We start from the raw sequence: 15,944 nt of genomic DNA on the forward strand, positions 1-15,944 counted from the left end.
GGTCAACCACCGGTGGCGAGTCGCGGCTCAACCGAGGCTCTAGCGGCGTCGGCCACTGTGGCGTGCAGCCGAGCGCCGCCGCACCCACAGGAGCAACCATGGCCACCGTCGCAAGCCGCACCGAGTTGTACGCCGAGGTCCAGCAGTTCTACGCCGAGCAGATGCAGCGGCTGGACAGCCGCGATATCCCCGGCTACGCCGCGACCTTCACCGAGGACGCGGAGTTCGAGCACACGCCGGGCATCCCGCCCGCCCGCACCAGAGCGGGCATCATCGCGGACCTGGTCGAGTTCCACAAGCGCTTCGAGACCGACCCGATGCAGCGCAGGCATTGGTTCAACATGATCAACCTACAGCCGCAGGACGACGGCACCATCGTGTCCACCGCCTACTGCCTGGTGGTCAAGATCCGCCCGAGCAGCAAGCCGGAGATCGCGCCGAGCTGCGTCGTGCACGACGTGCTGGTCTACGTCGACGGAGCGTTGCTGACCCGGTCGCGGCGCGTCGCCCACGACTGATTTCGACTGTTTCCCGACCACTATTCGAGGAGAACCCACGTGAACTCCGTTCAGCCAGCCCTGCTCACGCTCGCCACCGACGCCCAGGACCTGCTGTTCCGGGATGCTCGCACGGCGAACACCTTCACCGATGAGCCGGTCACCGACGAACAGATCCGCGCGATCTACGAACTGGTCAAATACGGCCCCACATCGATGAATCAGCAACCACTGCGGATCGTTCTGGTGCGCAGCGCCGAAGCTCGCGCCAGGCTGGTCACCCACATGATCGACAACAACAAGACGAAGACCGCTGCCGCGCCGCTGTCGGCGATCCTGGCGGCCGACCTGAACTTCCACGAGAACCTGCCCAAGGTGTTCCCGCACGCCCCCGAGGCCAAGGACTACTTCGCCGATCCGGATCAACGCGCCGAGTCCGCGCGCGCCAACACCTTGATCCAGGTCGGCTACTTCATCCTCGGCGTCCGAGCAGCCGGCTTGGCGGCGGGTCCGATGAACGGTTTCGACGGACCCGGCCTGGACAAGGACTTCTTCCCGGACGGAAACCACACCGGCCTCGTCGTGGTCAATATCGGCAAGCCGGGACGGAGCGCGTGGTTCCCGCGTTCACCGCGACTGGACTACGACGAGGTGGTCAGTACGGTCTAGGGCATCGGTGCGGGTGACCGGAGCTGGGCACTTCGAGCCGAAGACGGTGCACGGGGCCCGCGAGGAGCGTCTCGCGGGCGTCTGTCGCGGCGGTCGGCCCCGCCTCGGTGACGGGGCCTTGCGCCAGCCGCGACCAGGAACTTCGATCTGTGTCGAACACGTGGGTCACTCGCGGCTGTGCACGCCGGTGCGCCGTTTGTAGATCATGTGCGTGCCCCAGCCGGTCAGTGCGGCGGCGAGCACCATGTACCCCGTGTAGACGGCGATCAGGAGCAGGCCGTACTCGTGAACCCAGCCGCTCAACAACCCCGCTGCGGTAAGCCCCACGAGGAGCAGCACGGCGCCCACCACGACAGCGGGCACACCCAGTGGCGCCAGGTCGTCATCGACACCGGCCTGCTGCAGCGTCGAGGGGCGGTGCGCGGGGCTCCAGCCGCCGCGCCCTGACCTGTCGTTATTCGATACATCGGCGGAAACTCTGGTGACCATGGTGTCCTCCAGGCGGCCGTTGGTGTCGACCGGGTTTGCGATCCCGCGGCGGGAGCCTCGGTCGACGATCGCCTACGTCGGGGTCTTCGGGCCGCCATGCCGCGGAAGGAATCCTCCGCCCGGCACCGCGATCGGTATCGAATCGGAGTCGGCTGGCGACCAACTGCGGATCAGTCTGCTTCGTACGCTACGGATGCAATACGTTGCCCGCATCACACTCGGATGCGGCCCGACTCCGATACCGGACCGTGACCTTTTTCGGCAATGCGGCCGCTGAGCGGGAGCGGTGGCGATCCTCGGGAGAGCAAATCCGCACCTACCACCCGGCAAATTCATAGCCATCGTTTATCGAATCGTTAGCAAGCGACGAGCCACGGAGGAACAATCGAACCGATCGCGTGTCCGGCACGCGATCGGTTTCGAAGTTGCGGGCGCGTCGCGCGCCGGGACGCATAATCGGCTCACCGACGCGAGAAGGACCGCAGCGATGCACGTGAAGAACATGAGCCTCGGGAGCCTGTTGATCTTGGCCTGGTTGATCATCGGCCTGATCGCGGCAGGTCAACGCGATTATTTCGACAGGGGACCGATCAACTGCGCCGGCTTCGGGTCGATTGCCCTGACGGTACTCGCCGGTCCACTGAATTACCTGGGCCTCAATCCCAAGGTCACGGATTGCAACGTGCCCCAGCCGAGTCCGTGACCGACGGGTTCGACCGGGGTCCACGAGACGCCGCGCCGGAGCCGCGGACCAACGGAGCCGGGCCGCCCTTGCGGCTTACGCTCCGACATCAGAAGTGGCGCGAAGGTCACTCGGGCGCATGCCCCGGTGCCGTTTGAATGCCGCGCTGAAACCGAAAGCATCCGCATAGCCGACGGCCTTCGCCACCTGCGCCACGGTGAGAGTGCGGTCGGCGAGCAGTTCCTCCGCGTCGTCCATCCGGCATTCGGTGAGGTACGCCAGTGGCGACTGCCCCATCACCTCGGTGAAACGCCTCGCGAACAGGGCCCGCGACACGCCCGCCTCGGACGCCAGGGACGCCACGGTCCAGCCGGCGGCGGGTTGCTCGTGCATCGCCTCCAGCGCCGGCCCGACCACCGGGTCGGCCGGTCCGCGATACCATCCCGGCGCCTCGGCGGCCTCCTTTTCGAACCAGTCACGCAGTGTGCACACCAGTGCCCAGTCGAGCAGCCGGTCCATCAGCGCCTGTGCTCCGGCCGGCCGCGCGGCCGCGTCCGCGGCAACCGATTCCATCCAGGCGCATACCTCCACGTCGTCGGACACCACCAAAACGGGTGGCAGCGCGCGCAGAAGCCGTTCATGGCGCCGGCCCGAGGCCCGATAGGCACCGACGATCAGAGCGGTCTCGCCGGCCGGGTCGTTACCCCACCGTCCACCTTCCAGACCGGTTTCGCATTCCGCATCCGCCGCGAAGCAGGCGACCTCGTATTCGGCGTGTGGCAGGTCGACCGAATCAGGTCGGTCGGCGAGGAGGAACGGTTCGGGACCGCGCACGATCGCGGTGTCTCCGGCCGAGATCCGTTGCCGCGCACCGTCGGACAGCAACAGCGTGCCACCGCCGCGCAGCACCGTCACCATGGTCAACGGTGCACGGTCGGCGAAGCGGATGGTCCACGGCGCCTCCAGAACCGCGTGGGTGAGTACGGCTCCTTCGGCACGGATACCACCCAGCAACTTACTCAAGGGATCCACGCCACGAGAATAGACGAACTCCTATCGAATGTAGATCTTTACCCATAGATCGTCCACCGGATCGCGTGTGGAATGGAACTCGACCGCACAACCGATCGTCCGGAAAACCGGACCGCAATGGAGGACCCCGTGCCGAGCAACTCGATCGAGGACGCCCTGACCACTCCCACCGCGCTGGTCGTGGTCGCCCACCCCCGTCCCGACTCGCTGACCGCCCATATCGCCGAGCTGACCGTCGGCCGACTCACCGCGGCGGGCTACCGGATCGACCTGCTCGATCTGCACGCCGAGGGCTTCGATCCCCGAATGACGGCCGCCGACCTACCGGACTGGAACAACCGGGACAAGACCTACTCCCCCGAGGTCGAGAAGCATATGCGGCGCATCCTCGCCGCCGATGTCATCGTCGCGGTGTTCCCGGTGTACTGGATGCAGATACCCGCGATCCTCAAAGGCTGGATCGATCGCGTGTGGAACTACGGATTCGCCTACGGCCGCAGCAAACCCCGGCTAGCGGGCAAGCGGATGCTGTGGCTCGGCCTGGCCGGCGCGGCGGACGACGACGGAGTCGTCGACATCATGCAGCAGGCAATGAGCGCACAACTCGACGACGGAATCGCCTACTACTGCGGCCTGACACAGTCGACGGTGGGACTGCTGCCCGGAGCCGAGGAAAAACCGCAGCGCCTGGACGCCGACGGCAATCTACTGCTCGACAACGCGCTCACCGGCGCCGCGCGCGACGCCCACTTCGCAGCGTTGGAGGACCGGGCCCTGCGCTTCGTCGACGATTTCCTCACCGGCGACCGGGTACCGGCCTGAACTTCACCGAAGGCCGCGGGTCGTGACGTCGGACTGTGTTCGATGAGCCGGGTCGGACAACCATGTGGATCGCGGCGCCACGGACGGTCGCCGCGATCCACGTGGTTCCAATCGTGAGCATTCGGGATCAAGACAGGCAACCGATCGCGAGAATTGACGTCATGTCGACAGGGATCGCTTCAACGTTGGTTACGGGCCTGCTGCCACTACTCGGCGCAGGGCTCGGCGCATCGGCAACAGTTATGGTGCAACGGAGTTCGGCGCGGGCCGCGAAGATGAAGTTCCTCGCAGAGAGTCGCCTTGCCGGCAGAGACGAGTTGAAGTCAGCGATCATCGACTACTTCGAGACAGCACAGCGACTGCAGGGAGAACTCGATATCCGAGAGCGCGGAGGTAGCCCTGCCGATCTGAAGCGACTTATCGAATGCGTCTGGCTAGCAGAGAAGCGGGTCGAGCTCATCTGCTCAGACACTCTGCGGGACCGCGTAGTTGCTCATGCACGGGGATTGCACGACGTCGTTCGAGACCCTGTGACCCACCCTGACTGGTGGGCGCATTGCTCGTCGCTCCAACGCGACCTCCTCGCAGAAGCAAAGGCAGAGCTGGTACCGAAGCACGATTGGTGAAAGCGTCCAGCAGACACGCCGCTGCTCGGCAGCCTCGCGGCCACCCCGACCCAGCCCTCTCCGGAACCACAGACCAGGGGCCCTCCCTGCACGCCTACCAGGGCAATTCGCCGGTTTCGTCCTGGAACGTTCCGGTCGGGCCGTCCGCGCCGAGGGTCGCGAGTTGCACGACAGTTCTGGCGCTCTCCTCCGGCGATCGTCCGATTCCGAAGGCTGCGGTCATGTCGGTGGCGGTGGTGCCGGGCTCGACCGCGTTGAACTTGATACCCGGCTGGGACTTGGCGTACTGGACGGTCAGCATGGTGGCTGCCGACTTGGACGCGGAGTAGAGCGCGAGCGGCAGGTGGTACTCCGGCCGCTCGGGGTTGTTCACCGCCCAGAACGACCCGGCGCTGCTCGACACGGTCACCACGGTGGGGTTCGAGGATTTGCGCAGCAGGGGAAGCGCGGCCTCTGTGACGCGCACGATCCCCACCGCGTTGGTGTCGAAAACTCGCAGCGCCGCCGGACCGTCGATCGGGCCGTCCCCGAGGACACCCGCGTTGTTCACCAGAACGTCGAGCCGGCCCTCGGCCGCATCGATCGTTGCGAGGGCGCTGCGCACCGAGGCGTCGTCGGTCACGTCGAGCTGCACGAATCGGGCGCCGAGCTCCGCGGCGGCCTTCTCGCCGCGCTCGCGGTCTCGCGCGCCGAGGTAGACGGTGTGCCCCAGCTCCACGAGCTGCTTGGCGGTCTCGAAACCGATGCCCTTGTTGGCTCCGGTGATCAGTGTGACGGTCATGTGCTTCCTCTCGAAAGATGCGGCCCGCGTGGGCCGTCGGGCCCGGTTCATCCCGGTGTTCAGCCGGCCGGTTGCCGGAGTAGTTCGCCGGCGTCGCGCAGGGCCGTCATATGCACGAAGCGCCCTTCGCGGACATAGATGGCGTACTCGTCGAGTTCCGCATCGATCGATGCTGAACTCGACTCTAACACGTTCCGCATCGATCGCTACAGAAGAGTTGGCGCGACAGCTCACCGCTCGCGATGACGCGGTTCGCTCACCGAGGCGATCGCCGGGCGATTGTCAGCAGGGCGGCCAGGCACGAAGGGCGGCGGCGGCGATTTCCTGGAGTTCGTCGCGATCGACACCGCTGGCAGCTTGTACCGCGATGCCGTACGCCACGGTGGTGACATAGCGGGCAAGCAGCGCCGGGTCGGCCTCCGCGGGCAAGTCGCCGTCGTCGACGGCTCGCTGGAACCGCTCCCGGACGCGGGAGTGGCCGTCGCTGCGCCATACGACGAGGAGGTCGCGGACCCCGCGCCCGGAGTCACTGGTGACCAAGGCGCCCTGGACACCGAGACATCCGTGGGGATGCGCCGGGCGCGTGGTAGTCCGGATGACGCCAGCCAGGATTGCGGTGGCCACGCCGAGAGCGGTCGGCTCTTCCAGGGCGCGGACCAGGTACGCGCTCGGCCCTTCGGTGTAGCGCTCCAGCGCCTTGCGGAACAGCTCCTCTTTGTTGCCGAAGGTCGAGTACATGCTGGTGGTGGAGATGCCCATCGCGTCGGTCAGGGTGGCCAGACTGGCTCCCTCGTAGCCCTGCTCCCAGAAGACCAGCAGGGCGCGCTCGAGCGCTTCGTCGGCGTCGAATCCACGCGGTCGGCCGGTCCGGCGGCGCTGTTCGGTCTCCACCCCCCGCAGCCTACCCGTTCTGCATCGATCGATGCAGAACCTGCTACAGACCATCTGCCGCACCCTCCGCGACCTCCGCCTGGTTCGCCACATCACTGTATCGTTTGAATCTATGAACACTCCGAGGTTGCGGATTCGCTGCTATTTGTGTGTTGTGGTGAAGTGACCAACACTTCCGGAGACGCGTATCCCCTCGCGGACACGATGACCACCACGGTCGCGGCGCACGACGGCGCGACAGTGCTGACGGTGGCCGGCGAGGTCGATCTGGCGACAGCCCCCGCGCTGGAGAACGCGATCGATGCCATTCTCAGCGGCAAACCCGCGGCCTTGATCATCGACCTCACCGCGGTCAGCTTCCTCGCCTCGGCGGGTATGGCGACGCTCGTGGCAGCCCACCAGCGCGCGGGCGCGGCCACCGCGATCGCGGTCGTCGCCGAGGGCCCGGCGACCAGCCGACAGCTGAAGATGACCAGCCTGGACCAGGTGTTCGCGCTGCATTCGACGCTGGACGCCGCATTGGCGGCGCTCCGGCAGAGATGACCCCAGCCGCTGCCGCCGTCGCCTCGCGTGACGGCGGCAGCGGCATGTCTCACACCAGTTCGCGCAACTGCTCGATCAGCTTGACGCGCTCGGCGGCGGTCGCCGCCATCGGGACCACGTTCAGCACCGTGACGCCCGCCTCTTTGAAAGCCGCGACCCGCTCCTTGACGTAACCGGCCGAGCCGACCAGCGAGACGTCCCGGACCAGCTGGTCCGGGACCGCCTTGGTCGCGGCCTCCTTCTCCCCCGCCAGGTACAACTCCTGGATGCGGTCCGCCTCGGCGCCGTAGCCGTACTTCGTCGCCAGGGCGTGATAGAAGTTCTTGCCCTTGGCGCCCATGCCGCCGATGTAGAGCGCCAGATGCGGCTTCACGAACTCCAGCAGCGGCTCGACATTGTCCCCGATGGCCAGCGCAGGACCCGCGTACACGTCCAGCTCACCCAGGACGGGATCACGCTTGGCCAGACCCGCGGCCAACGAGTCGCCCCACACCTGCTGCGCCTTCTCCGGCAGGAAGAAGATCGGCTGCCAGCCCTCGGCGATCTCGGCGGCCAGCTCCACGTTCTTCGGGCCGAGCGCGGCCAGCAGCACCGGGACGCGCTCGCGCACCGGGTGGTTGATCAGCTTGAGCGGCTTGCCGAGGCCGGTGCCCTGCCCGGCGGGCAGCGGGATCTGGTAGTGCTTGCCCTGGTATTCCAGGCGCTCGCGCCGCCAGACCTTCCGGCAGATCTCCACCAGTTCCCGGGTGCGGCCGATCGGCGCGTCGTAGGGCACGCCGTGGAAGCCCTCGATCACCTGCGGGCCCGAGGCGCCCAGCCCGAGCACGAAGCGCCCGTCGGAGACGAAGTCCAGACCCGCCGCGGTCATCGCGGTCAGGCTGGGGGTGCGGGTGTAGATCTGCAGGATGCCCGACGCCAGCTGCAAACGGGTGGTCTTTGCTGCCAGGTAGCCGAGCGCGCTCACGGCGTCGAACGAGTACGCCTCGGGCACGAACACGACATCCAGGCCCGCCCGCTCGAGGTCGGCGACTTCGGCGGCCGCCTCTTTGAAGCCCCCCGAGTAGTTGATGCTCAATCCGATCCGCATGGCACTCAACATAACGGCGAGTAGGGTTCGGGCGCGCACCGGCCACGTGCGAACGCCGCGCAAGGCGTGGTCGCGACCGAGCGATCGGCGCCACGGGGTAGCGTTCTTCTGGTAGTCCGGTCCTCGCCGCAGAACGAAAGGCAATATCCCCGTGTCGCAGACCAGCACGTCGTCCACGGAAACTGCGCCGTCCTTCGGCGAGGTCACCCTCGCGCAGTATCTGAGCGATCTGGCCGCCAAGCTTCCCGCACCGGGCGGCGGCGCGGTGGCCGCATTACACGCCGCGCAGGCCGCCGCGCTGGTGGCGATGGTCGCGCGCTACACCACGCGCGCCAAGGATGCCGAGAACCGCCCGGTGGTAGACCGGATCATCGAGGCCGCCGACGAGGCCCGCGGACGCGCACTCGCGCTGGCCGACGCCGACGCCGCCGCGTTCACGGCCGTGGGCGCCGCCTACAAGCTGCCGAAGGAAACACCGGAGGACCTCGCCGCCCGCACCGCCGCGATCAACGCGGCGCTGATCGAGGCCGCCCGCGTGCCCGCCGCGGTCATCGACGAGGCCGACGAGGTGTTGTCGCTGGCCGCGGAGCTGTTCCCGATCGGGAACCCGAACGTCGTCACCGACATCGGCGCGGCTGCCGCCGCGTGCCGCGCCGCCGCCACCACCTCGCAGCTCAACATCGAGATCAACGTGACGTCGCTGCCCGCCGCCGAGGGCGACCGGTTCGCCCCGGTCCTGATGCGGGTCGACGAGCTCACCGCCCGGGCGGACGCCCTGCACGCCGACGTCGTGCACGCCGTTCGCAAATAGTTCCGCGATCGCGGCCCGACGGTCGACTCGGGGTGCTCAGGCGGGCGGATTCCACGCGACCAGCACGATCTTGCCGCGCACTCGTCCGGCTTCGCTGAGCCGGTGCGCCTGTGCCGCTTCCGAGAGCGGCAGCACCCGGTCGATCGTCGCCTGCAAGTGTCCGCGCTCGACCATCGTGGTGATCTCCCGCAGTGACACCCCGGCGGGCTCGACATAGAAACGCTCGTAGCGCGGATCGGCTTCCGCGTCCGAGCCCTGGGTGTCGATCAGCCTGCCGTGCGGACCGAGCACCGGGAGCGAGCGAGATCCGTACTCGCCGCCCACCAGGTCCAACACGATGTCGACGTCGCGCGCCACAGACCCGAAATCGACCGCGGTGTAATCGATCACCTCGTCGGCGCCGAGCCCGCGCAGGTATCCGTGGTTGGTCGCGCGCGCGGTGCCGATCACGTACGCCCCGCGATGCTTCGCAATCTGCACCGCCAGATGACCGACGCCTCCCGCGGCCGCGTGCACCAGAACGCGCTGACCGGCGCCGAGCGCGGCCAGGGCCTGCCATGCGGTCAGCGCTGCCGTCGGCAGTGCGGCGGCCTGGACAAGGTCGATGTTCTTCGGCTTCGGCGCCAGCGTGTGGGCCTGCGCCACGACATACTCCGCGTTGGCGCCGCCGAACACCATGCCGTACAACGGATCTCCCACCGCGAACCGGTCCACGCCGGGACCGAGTTCGTCGACGACACCGGACACGTCGAGCCCCAGGATCAGCGGTGGATCGCCGAGCTTTCCGACCAGTCCGGCGCGTACTTTCCAGTCGGCCGCGTTGACGCTGGTCGCGGCGACCCGCACCAGCACCTCTCCTGGGCCGGGCCGCGGCCGATCGACTTCGGCCACTTCGAGCACTTCCGGGCCACCGAACGTGTACTGCCTGATTGCGAGCATGCACCGATTCTGCGGGCACCTGGTACCTTTTCGATAGAAGGCACCTTTCTGATATCGAGGTACCCGATGGATACTGCCTGTGACCGGTCCAGTGCCGGCCTGGTCGAGAGCTACTTGCACCACTGCCCCGCGCGGGAGGTCTTGGCCGTCCTCGCCGACAAGTGGGTGATGCTGGTGCTGAGCGTCCTCCGTGACCACGAGGGGCCGATCCGCTTCAACGAGTTACGCCGCCGCCTGGACGGCATCACGCAGAAGATGCTCACCCGAACGCTGCGCAACCTGGAGCGCGAGGGTTTGGTGCGCCGCGCGGTCTATCCCACGGTGCCGCCGCGAGTGGAGTATTCGCTCACCGAACTCGGCAGGAGCATCGGCGCGATCAGTCACGCCATGGGCGTGTGGGCTGTCGAGCATCAGGACCAAATCCTCGCCGCGCGAGCGGAGTTCGACGCCCGAGCGACGACCGAACCGGAACCACTGCCTGTCGGCCCCTCCCCCTGACGGATCATCGCACTCCGTGGCGCAGCCCCGTTTCGACCGGTCTCGACCGGGTACGCGGTCTGTGGTGGGCGTGCCCGATCACAACCGGACCGCGGACCAGTTCTATCCGTGGCCGAGTTGATCATGTGGGCCTAAGATGTTCCTTGCCTACCACACCATCTCGAAGGGGTGGACGCCATGAGGAGCGCCATTCGGTACCTGTTCCTCGCGACCGTGATCGTGGCACTGGCCGCGTTCTGGTCGGGCGCGGCGGCAGCGACGATGATCGGAAAGCCATCGATATCTCCGGTGGCGGCGATCGGACCCGCGAACGGCCAGGTGGTGGGCGTGGCTCATCCCGTGACCATTCGGTTCGCCGCGCCTGTCACGGATCGCGCACAGACGGAACAGTCCATCGATATCAGAACTACCCGGCCACTGCCGGGCACTTTCGCGTGGACCGACGATCGCGAAGTGGTATGGACGCCGAGCGGGTTCCTGCCCGCCGACGCCGCCATCCTCGTCTCGGTCGCCGGAACTCGCACGGAATTCCGAACCAACGCAGGTGTTTTCGGTGACGCTGACATGTCGGCGCATACGTTCACGGTCACCGTGGGCGGCACGGTCGTCCGGACCATGCCCGCCTCCATGGGCAAGCCGGGGTACGAAACGCCGACCGGCACCTGGCCGGTGCTGGAGAAGTTCCGCTCGATCGTGTTCGACTCCCGCACCATCGGCATTCCGCTGAACTCGCCGGAGGGCTACATCATCAACGGCGAGTTCGCCGAACGCCTCACGTGGGGCGGCGTTTTCATCCACTCGGCCCCGTGGTCGGTGGACCAGCAAGGTTACGCGAACGTCAGCCACGGCTGCATCAACCTCGCCCCCGACGACGCCGAATGGGTCTATCACACGATCGGCATCGGCGACCCGGTCGTCACGCACTGGTGAGTGCCACCCTCCTCCGGGTAGCGTCGGCAGACGTATCCGATGGGAGGCCCACTGCGTGCGCGAATTTCCGATTTCACCGCCGCGTGACGCGGCCGAGGCGGAGTTCCAAAATGTTTGGGGATCTTGGGCATTGGTGACGCCGACCGATGTCGGCGAGATCCTCGCCGACATCGCAGCCCCATGGTGGGTCGCCGGGGGCTGGGCGATCGACGCATTCACCGGAACCCGGCGGGAACACAGCGATATCGACGTCGCGATGTTCCGCACCGATCTGCCCGCCCTGCGCACCGCCGCCCGGGGCCGCCTGCACATCTGGTCCGCGGGACCCGACGGCATCCGCCCCGTCGACGACCGCTTCCCCGACGTGGCCGACAGCGCCGATCAGGTCTGGCTGCGGGCCGACGCGCGGTCACCGTGGCTGATCGATCTCCTGCTCAATCCCGGCCAGGACGGGGCGTGGGTCAACCGGCGCGATCGTTCCATGATCGCACCGCTCGACGAGGTGACCTGGATCGCCGACGACGGCGTCCGGTACCTTCGTCCCGAGTTCGTTCTGATCTTCAAGGTCAAGCAGGCCAGACCGAAGGACCGCGCGGATCTCGAGCGGAGCTGGCCGAAGCTGAACGCCACCCAGCGCGCCACGATCCGGACGTATGTGTCCGACCACTATCCGCAGCACGAATGGCTGACTCTGTTGCGGTGATACCGATCTCGACGCGCCCGCAAAGCTCTGGGAAGCCACTCACGCGCGATGAGGCGCTGCCTGCTGCCGCCACGGCAACAGCGGCGAACCAGTAGCCATGTGGGTGTCGGGCAGTATCCTCCGGGGTGCGTGACGGCTCAATTGTGAAGGTGGCAGGGCGTTCCCGCATCGTGGCGATGGGGATAACCTGACGGGGACCTGATGAAGGGCGGGGCAATGGATCGACCGGAGATGAGTGCGCGACCCGGCTATGATCGCGGAAATCCGTACGGTGCCGGGGGGCCGGGACAAGCGCCCGCGGCGGGCGAGGAGTATCGCGGCGAGTGGTCCGCGTGGATGGATCAAGCGCCCGCCGGTGCGCCGCTGCCTGCTCCCGTGCCGACACCGGAGCCCGATCCGGACCGGTACGAGGATGAATTCACGGGTCTCATCGACCGCTCCCCCGCGCCTCGTGCGAGACGGCGGTGGGCGGTACCCGTGCTCGGCACGCTCGGTGTCGCCGCGCTGGGCTTCGCGGCCTACATGCAGTTCGGGAGCGGCGGCTCCGACCCGCAGGCCACCGCACCGGCGCCGTCCGCGCTGGTCACCGCCCCTGCGGCGCCGGTCGCCCAGTGCCCCGCCGAGCGGGTCGGCAACCGGATCCAGGGCAGCGGCGTAGGAGGGTTCGATTCCGGGCCCGCGGTGATCTTCGCCTTCCAACACGCCTATTACGTGACCCGGTCCGGCGAGCAGGTGCGCTCCACGACCACCGCCGATGCCGCCGTCCAGACGGCCGACGCCATCCAGCGCGGTATCGACACCATCCCGGCGGGCACCACCCACTGCGTGGCGATCACGCCCGGAGCGTTCGCGGGCCAATACATCGTGGTCGTCACCGAACATCGCCCCGGGCAGCAACCGGTCACCTACAACCCGCAGCTCGTCACCACCACCAAAGACGGCGACCGCACCCTGATCAGCGCCATCGCGCGCGCGTGAGAAGACTCCGCGCGCGCGAAGAGCGCTCGCTCAGCGAGATTCGGCCGCGATGACGACGTGACGCATGAGCAAAGCTGTGGTGACCGGGCCCACGCCGCCGGGGACGGGACTGAGTCCGGCGGCCTTGCCGCGCACCGAGTCCGCGTCCACATCGCCGACGATCTTGCCGTCGGGGGCCTCGTTGGTGCCGACGTCGATGACCACCGCGCCCTCGCGGACGTGCTTGCCGGAGATCAGTCCGATGCGGCCCGCCGCGGCGACGACCACGTCTGCGGCGGCGGTGACGGCAGCCAGGTCAGCGGTGCGGGAATGGCACACCGTGACGGTCGCGTCCTTCGCCAGCAGTAGCTGAGCCAGCGGCTTCCCGACGACGTTCGAGCGGCCGACGACCGCCACGTGGCGGCCCGCGAGCGGGATCTCGTGGTGCTCGAGCAGCTCGACCACGGCCTCGGAGGTGGCCGGAACGAAACCGTCCAGCCCGGCCGCGAGCAGGCCCAGCGACAGCGGACTCACGCCGTCGACGTCCTTGGACGCGACGATCGCCGAACTCACGTCGTCGAGCGTGACACCCGCCGGAAGGGGGGTCTGCAGCATGATCGCGTCGGTCGCGGCGTCCGCACCGCGCGCGGTCAGCTCGGCACGAATCTGCGCCACACCGGCTTCCGGCCCGAGATCGACTGTGTCGCAAGCGATTCCGAGGCGTTCGGCCGCCTTGCGGAGCGAGTTGACGTACCAGGCGCTCGCCGGGTCGTCGTTCGCCACGATCAGGGCGAGGCGCGGGGTGGTGCCGCGGTCGGTGAGCGCGGCGGCGCGGGCCTTGGTATCGGCGTTGACGGCGGCGGCGAGTTCCTTGCCGGACAGCGAAACGGTATCCACGTTGACACAGCCTATCGGGCGCGGCCGGACGACTTCCTCCGCCGCCCGCATCGAGTCGCGCAAATATATGGCAATCATGCGGCGGACCCGTACGGGCGAAGCCGTCTCCTGACCGGATGCAGGCCGTACGGCCTTCTGCGACGACATCGAACCACTCCGTGCGCAAATTGCCGGATAGCGGGCTAATTCGCCCGTATCGTAATCCGTGCTTGCCCCCAGCTAACTGCTAGCACGTGCCAACCCGTTCCTCAGCGGAAAGGTGACGACTGTAGTGATGATCTCGAGGCATTGGAAACTTCTCGTCGCGGCGTCGTTCGCCGCGTTCTCGCTCACCGGTCTGGCCGGTGTCCCCGCGCACGCCGTACCGGACACGAACACCCTGTACAACTCCGCCCAGCACCACTTCGCCAACGGCGACGACGCCGCGGGCCGCGCCGACCTGCGCAACCTGATCGGCGCCGATCCCGGGGACGCCGAAGCGCTCGCCCTGCAGGCGATCTGGTCCGACTACGCCGGTGACCTGCCCGGGCTCCTGGACGCCATGGCACGGCTGCACGTGGTGGATCCGGACCTCGCGCAGGGCACCGACAACGTGCTCGGCGCCATCCGCGCCGCGGTGGGCACCCTGCCGAATCCACTGCCCGCGCTGGCGGGACCGCAGACCGGCATCGTCGTGCTCGGCTACGGCTTGCTGCCGGACGGGGCGCTGCGCCCGGAACTGGTGAACCGGCTCACCGCGGCGTGGTTGCAGTCGATCGTCGCGCCACTGTCGCCGATCGTCGTCACCGGCGGGAATCCGCAGAACGGCATCTCCGAGGCCGAGGCGATGCGCCACTGGCTGGTCGGCCACGGCGTGCCGCCGACGCGCATCCACGTGGAGAGCCGCGCGGGCTCGACGGTGCAGAACGCCCTGTTCAGCACCAGGCTGCTGCGCGATGTCGGTGCGACGAGCGCGATCGTGGTCACCTCGCCCAACCACATCCGCCGTGCCGTCGCGGATTTCATCGTCGCGGGCACCAGGGTCGTCGGCGCGACGACCTCGCTCGAACAACTGGTCTCACAACTGCCGCCGCCCGGTAGGCCGGCGCAACGCGGCATCTATCTCGATGCCACCCGCACATTCCAGCTCAGCACGGCACGCTGACCTGCCGGGCGATCGGGACGCGCGGCCACGGCCACCGGTCCCGATCGCCCTGGGAAAACGGTTGGCGGGATCGGCTGTGCGCGCGGCAGGATGGCCGGGTGACGTCAGCCGGTAGTAGCGACGTGGTGGCCAGACTCCGGGCGGCGGGCTGCGTGTTCGCCGAGGACGAGGCTCGGCTGCTCACGGAAGCCGCCGCGGAGACCGGTGTGGCGCTCGACTCGCTCGTCGCCCAGCGCGTCACCGGCAGCCCGCTGGAGCACCTGCTCGGCTGGGCGGAATTCCGCGGGGTGCGGGTCTTGGTGTCTCCCGGCGTTTTCGTGCCGAGACAGCGCACCGCGTTCCTCGTCGACCGCGCGGTCGAGTTGATCCACGCCGGGGCCGGGCATCCGGTGGTGGTCGACCTGTGCTGCGGCTCCGGAGCGCTCGGCCTCGCGGCGGCCACGAGCGCGGCCGCCGAGGGCCGTCCGGTCACGCTGGCGGCCTCCGACATCGATCCGGTCGCGGTCGAATGCGCTCGCAAGAACCTCACGCCGCTGGGCGCACCGGTCTACGAAGGGGATCTCTTCGAGCCTCTGCCGGAGGAGTTGCGCGGCTGCATCGACGTCCTGCTCTGCAACACGCCGTACGTCCCGTCGGAGATGATCGCGCGGATGCCGCCGGAGGCCCGCGACCACGAACCGCGCACCGCCCTCGACGGCGGCCCGGACGGGCTGGACGTCTTCCGCCGGGTCGCGGCGGAAGCCGCCGACTGGCTGTCCCCCGGCGGGCATCTGCTCGTGGAGTCCAGCGAGAATCAGGCGCCGCTCGCCCTCGCGGTTCTGGCCGAGCACGGCCTCGACGGACTGGTCGCGGAATCGGAAGAGCACTACGCCACCGTGGTCATCGGCAGCCGCCCCCGTTGACGACGGCGCGCCGCCCGCTCGGCCTCGATCGTGGGGCGACCGAG

21 protein-coding genes are annotated in these 15,944 nt (G+C 68.1%); 13 read left to right on the plus strand and 8 right to left on the minus strand.

Annotated features, from left to right (window positions below; all coding sequences use genetic code 11):
* Window positions 1–98: 98 nt before the first annotated feature.
* Complete coding sequence (locus tag ON19_RS17345) at window positions 99–518, plus strand: nuclear transport factor 2 family protein (protein WP_043693322.1); 420 nt, start codon at window positions 99–101, stop codon at window positions 516–518.
* A gap of 39 nt (window positions 519–557) precedes the next feature.
* Window positions 558–1,166 (plus strand): malonic semialdehyde reductase, encoded by a 609-nt coding sequence (locus tag ON19_RS17350; RefSeq protein ID WP_043693324.1) that lies wholly within the window; start codon window positions 558–560, stop codon window positions 1,164–1,166.
* 165 nt (window positions 1,167–1,331) lie between these two features.
* Here the strand turns inward: ON19_RS17350 and ON19_RS17355 are convergent, their stop codons facing one another.
* A complete protein-coding gene (locus tag ON19_RS17355) occupies window positions 1,332–1,655 on the minus strand; it encodes a hypothetical protein (RefSeq protein ID WP_043693327.1) in 324 nt (107 codons plus the stop codon).
* Window positions 1,656–2,142: 487 nt separating this feature from the next.
* Here ON19_RS17355 and ON19_RS17360 point away from each other — a divergent pair, with 487 nt between their 5' ends.
* Window positions 2,143–2,358, plus strand: a complete 216-nt coding sequence (locus ON19_RS17360; RefSeq protein ID WP_227954706.1) for a hypothetical protein — start codon at window positions 2,143–2,145, stop codon at window positions 2,356–2,358.
* Window positions 2,359–2,433: 75 nt separating this feature from the next.
* Here ON19_RS17360 and ON19_RS17365 read toward each other — a convergent pair whose 3' ends face one another.
* Entirely contained in the window at window positions 2,434–3,369 is a 936-nt protein-coding gene (locus ON19_RS17365) for an AraC family transcriptional regulator (RefSeq protein WP_043693330.1), read from the minus strand.
* 129 nt (window positions 3,370–3,498) lie between these two features.
* Here ON19_RS17365 and ON19_RS17370 point away from each other — a divergent pair, with 129 nt between their 5' ends.
* Window positions 3,499–4,191: an NAD(P)H oxidoreductase gene (locus tag ON19_RS17370; protein ID WP_227954705.1), complete on the plus strand. Its 693-nt coding sequence runs from the start codon at window positions 3,499–3,501 to the stop codon at window positions 4,189–4,191.
* Between the two features lie 161 nt (window positions 4,192–4,352).
* Complete coding sequence (locus ON19_RS17375) at window positions 4,353–4,817, plus strand: hypothetical protein (protein ID WP_157229745.1); 465 nt, start codon at window positions 4,353–4,355, stop codon at window positions 4,815–4,817.
* Window positions 4,818–4,911: 94 nt separating this feature from the next.
* Here the strand turns inward: ON19_RS17375 and ON19_RS17380 are convergent, their stop codons facing one another.
* The 3 genes from ON19_RS17380 to ON19_RS17385 form a co-directional block, all read right to left on the minus strand.
* A complete protein-coding gene (locus ON19_RS17380) occupies window positions 4,912–5,598 on the minus strand; it encodes an SDR family NAD(P)-dependent oxidoreductase (protein WP_043693338.1) in 687 nt (228 codons plus the stop codon).
* 59 nt (window positions 5,599–5,657) lie between these two features.
* Window positions 5,658–5,798 carry a hypothetical protein gene (locus ON19_RS41975; protein WP_157229746.1) on the minus strand — a complete coding sequence of 47 codons (141 nt, stop codon included), beginning with the start codon at window positions 5,796–5,798 and terminating at the stop codon, window positions 5,658–5,660.
* A gap of 82 nt (window positions 5,799–5,880) precedes the next feature.
* Window positions 5,881–6,489 (minus strand): TetR/AcrR family transcriptional regulator, encoded by a 609-nt coding sequence (locus ON19_RS17385; protein WP_043693341.1) that lies wholly within the window; start codon window positions 6,487–6,489, stop codon window positions 5,881–5,883.
* Window positions 6,490–6,693: 204 nt separating this feature from the next.
* Between ON19_RS17385 and ON19_RS17390 the strand changes: the two genes are divergently transcribed.
* Entirely contained in the window at window positions 6,694–7,032 is a 339-nt protein-coding gene (locus ON19_RS17390) for an STAS domain-containing protein (RefSeq protein ID WP_051169007.1), read from the plus strand.
* A 49-nt stretch (window positions 7,033–7,081) separates the two neighbouring features.
* On the opposite strand, the gene ON19_RS17395 is transcribed toward ON19_RS17390, so the two are convergent.
* Entirely contained in the window at window positions 7,082–8,119 is a 1,038-nt protein-coding gene (locus ON19_RS17395) for an LLM class F420-dependent oxidoreductase (RefSeq protein ID WP_043693348.1), read from the minus strand.
* Window positions 8,120–8,270: 151 nt separating this feature from the next.
* On the opposite strand from ON19_RS17395, the gene ON19_RS17400 reads away from it, so the two are divergent.
* Entirely contained in the window at window positions 8,271–8,930 is a 660-nt protein-coding gene (locus tag ON19_RS17400) for a cyclodeaminase/cyclohydrolase family protein (RefSeq protein ID WP_043693351.1), read from the plus strand.
* 36 nt (window positions 8,931–8,966) lie between these two features.
* On the opposite strand, the gene ON19_RS17405 is transcribed toward ON19_RS17400, so the two are convergent.
* A complete protein-coding gene (locus ON19_RS17405; protein WP_043693354.1) occupies window positions 8,967–9,869 on the minus strand; it encodes an NADP-dependent oxidoreductase in 903 nt (300 codons plus the stop codon).
* 66 nt (window positions 9,870–9,935) lie between these two features.
* Between ON19_RS17405 and ON19_RS17410 the strand changes: the two genes are divergently transcribed.
* From ON19_RS17410 to ON19_RS39015, 4 genes are all read left to right on the plus strand, one after another.
* Entirely contained in the window at window positions 9,936–10,367 is a 432-nt protein-coding gene (locus ON19_RS17410) for a winged helix-turn-helix transcriptional regulator (RefSeq protein WP_051169000.1), read from the plus strand.
* A 177-nt stretch (window positions 10,368–10,544) separates the two neighbouring features.
* Window positions 10,545–11,297 carry a L,D-transpeptidase gene (locus ON19_RS17415; RefSeq protein ID WP_043693357.1) on the plus strand — a complete coding sequence of 251 codons (753 nt, stop codon included), beginning with the start codon at window positions 10,545–10,547 and terminating at the stop codon, window positions 11,295–11,297.
* 133 nt (window positions 11,298–11,430) lie between these two features.
* Window positions 11,431–12,000 carry a nucleotidyltransferase domain-containing protein gene (locus ON19_RS17420; RefSeq protein ID WP_157229747.1) on the plus strand — a complete coding sequence of 190 codons (570 nt, stop codon included), beginning with the start codon at window positions 11,431–11,433 and terminating at the stop codon, window positions 11,998–12,000.
* A gap of 231 nt (window positions 12,001–12,231) precedes the next feature.
* A complete protein-coding gene (locus ON19_RS39015; RefSeq protein WP_051169002.1) occupies window positions 12,232–12,978 on the plus strand; it encodes a DUF8176 domain-containing protein in 747 nt (248 codons plus the stop codon).
* Between the two features lie 30 nt (window positions 12,979–13,008).
* On the opposite strand, the gene ON19_RS17430 is transcribed toward ON19_RS39015, so the two are convergent.
* The gene (locus ON19_RS17430) at window positions 13,009–13,854 is read right to left on the minus strand and encodes a bifunctional 5,10-methylenetetrahydrofolate dehydrogenase/5,10-methenyltetrahydrofolate cyclohydrolase (RefSeq protein WP_043693489.1); all 846 of its coding nucleotides are present in this window, start codon (window positions 13,852–13,854) and stop codon (window positions 13,009–13,011) included.
* A 274-nt stretch (window positions 13,855–14,128) separates the two neighbouring features.
* On the opposite strand from ON19_RS17430, the gene ON19_RS17435 reads away from it, so the two are divergent.
* Together ON19_RS17435 and ON19_RS17440 are read left to right on the plus strand one after the other, a co-directional pair.
* Window positions 14,129–14,998 carry a YdcF family protein gene (locus tag ON19_RS17435; RefSeq protein WP_043693360.1) on the plus strand — a complete coding sequence of 290 codons (870 nt, stop codon included), beginning with the start codon at window positions 14,129–14,131 and terminating at the stop codon, window positions 14,996–14,998.
* 98 nt (window positions 14,999–15,096) lie between these two features.
* A complete protein-coding gene (locus ON19_RS17440; RefSeq protein WP_043693363.1) occupies window positions 15,097–15,900 on the plus strand; it encodes a putative protein N(5)-glutamine methyltransferase in 804 nt (267 codons plus the stop codon).
* Window positions 15,901–15,944: the final 44 nt, after the last annotated feature.

It is taken from the genome of Nocardia abscessus NBRC 100374 (assembly GCF_000308455.1).
GTDB lineage: Bacteria > Actinomycetota > Actinomycetes > Mycobacteriales > Mycobacteriaceae > Nocardia > Nocardia abscessus.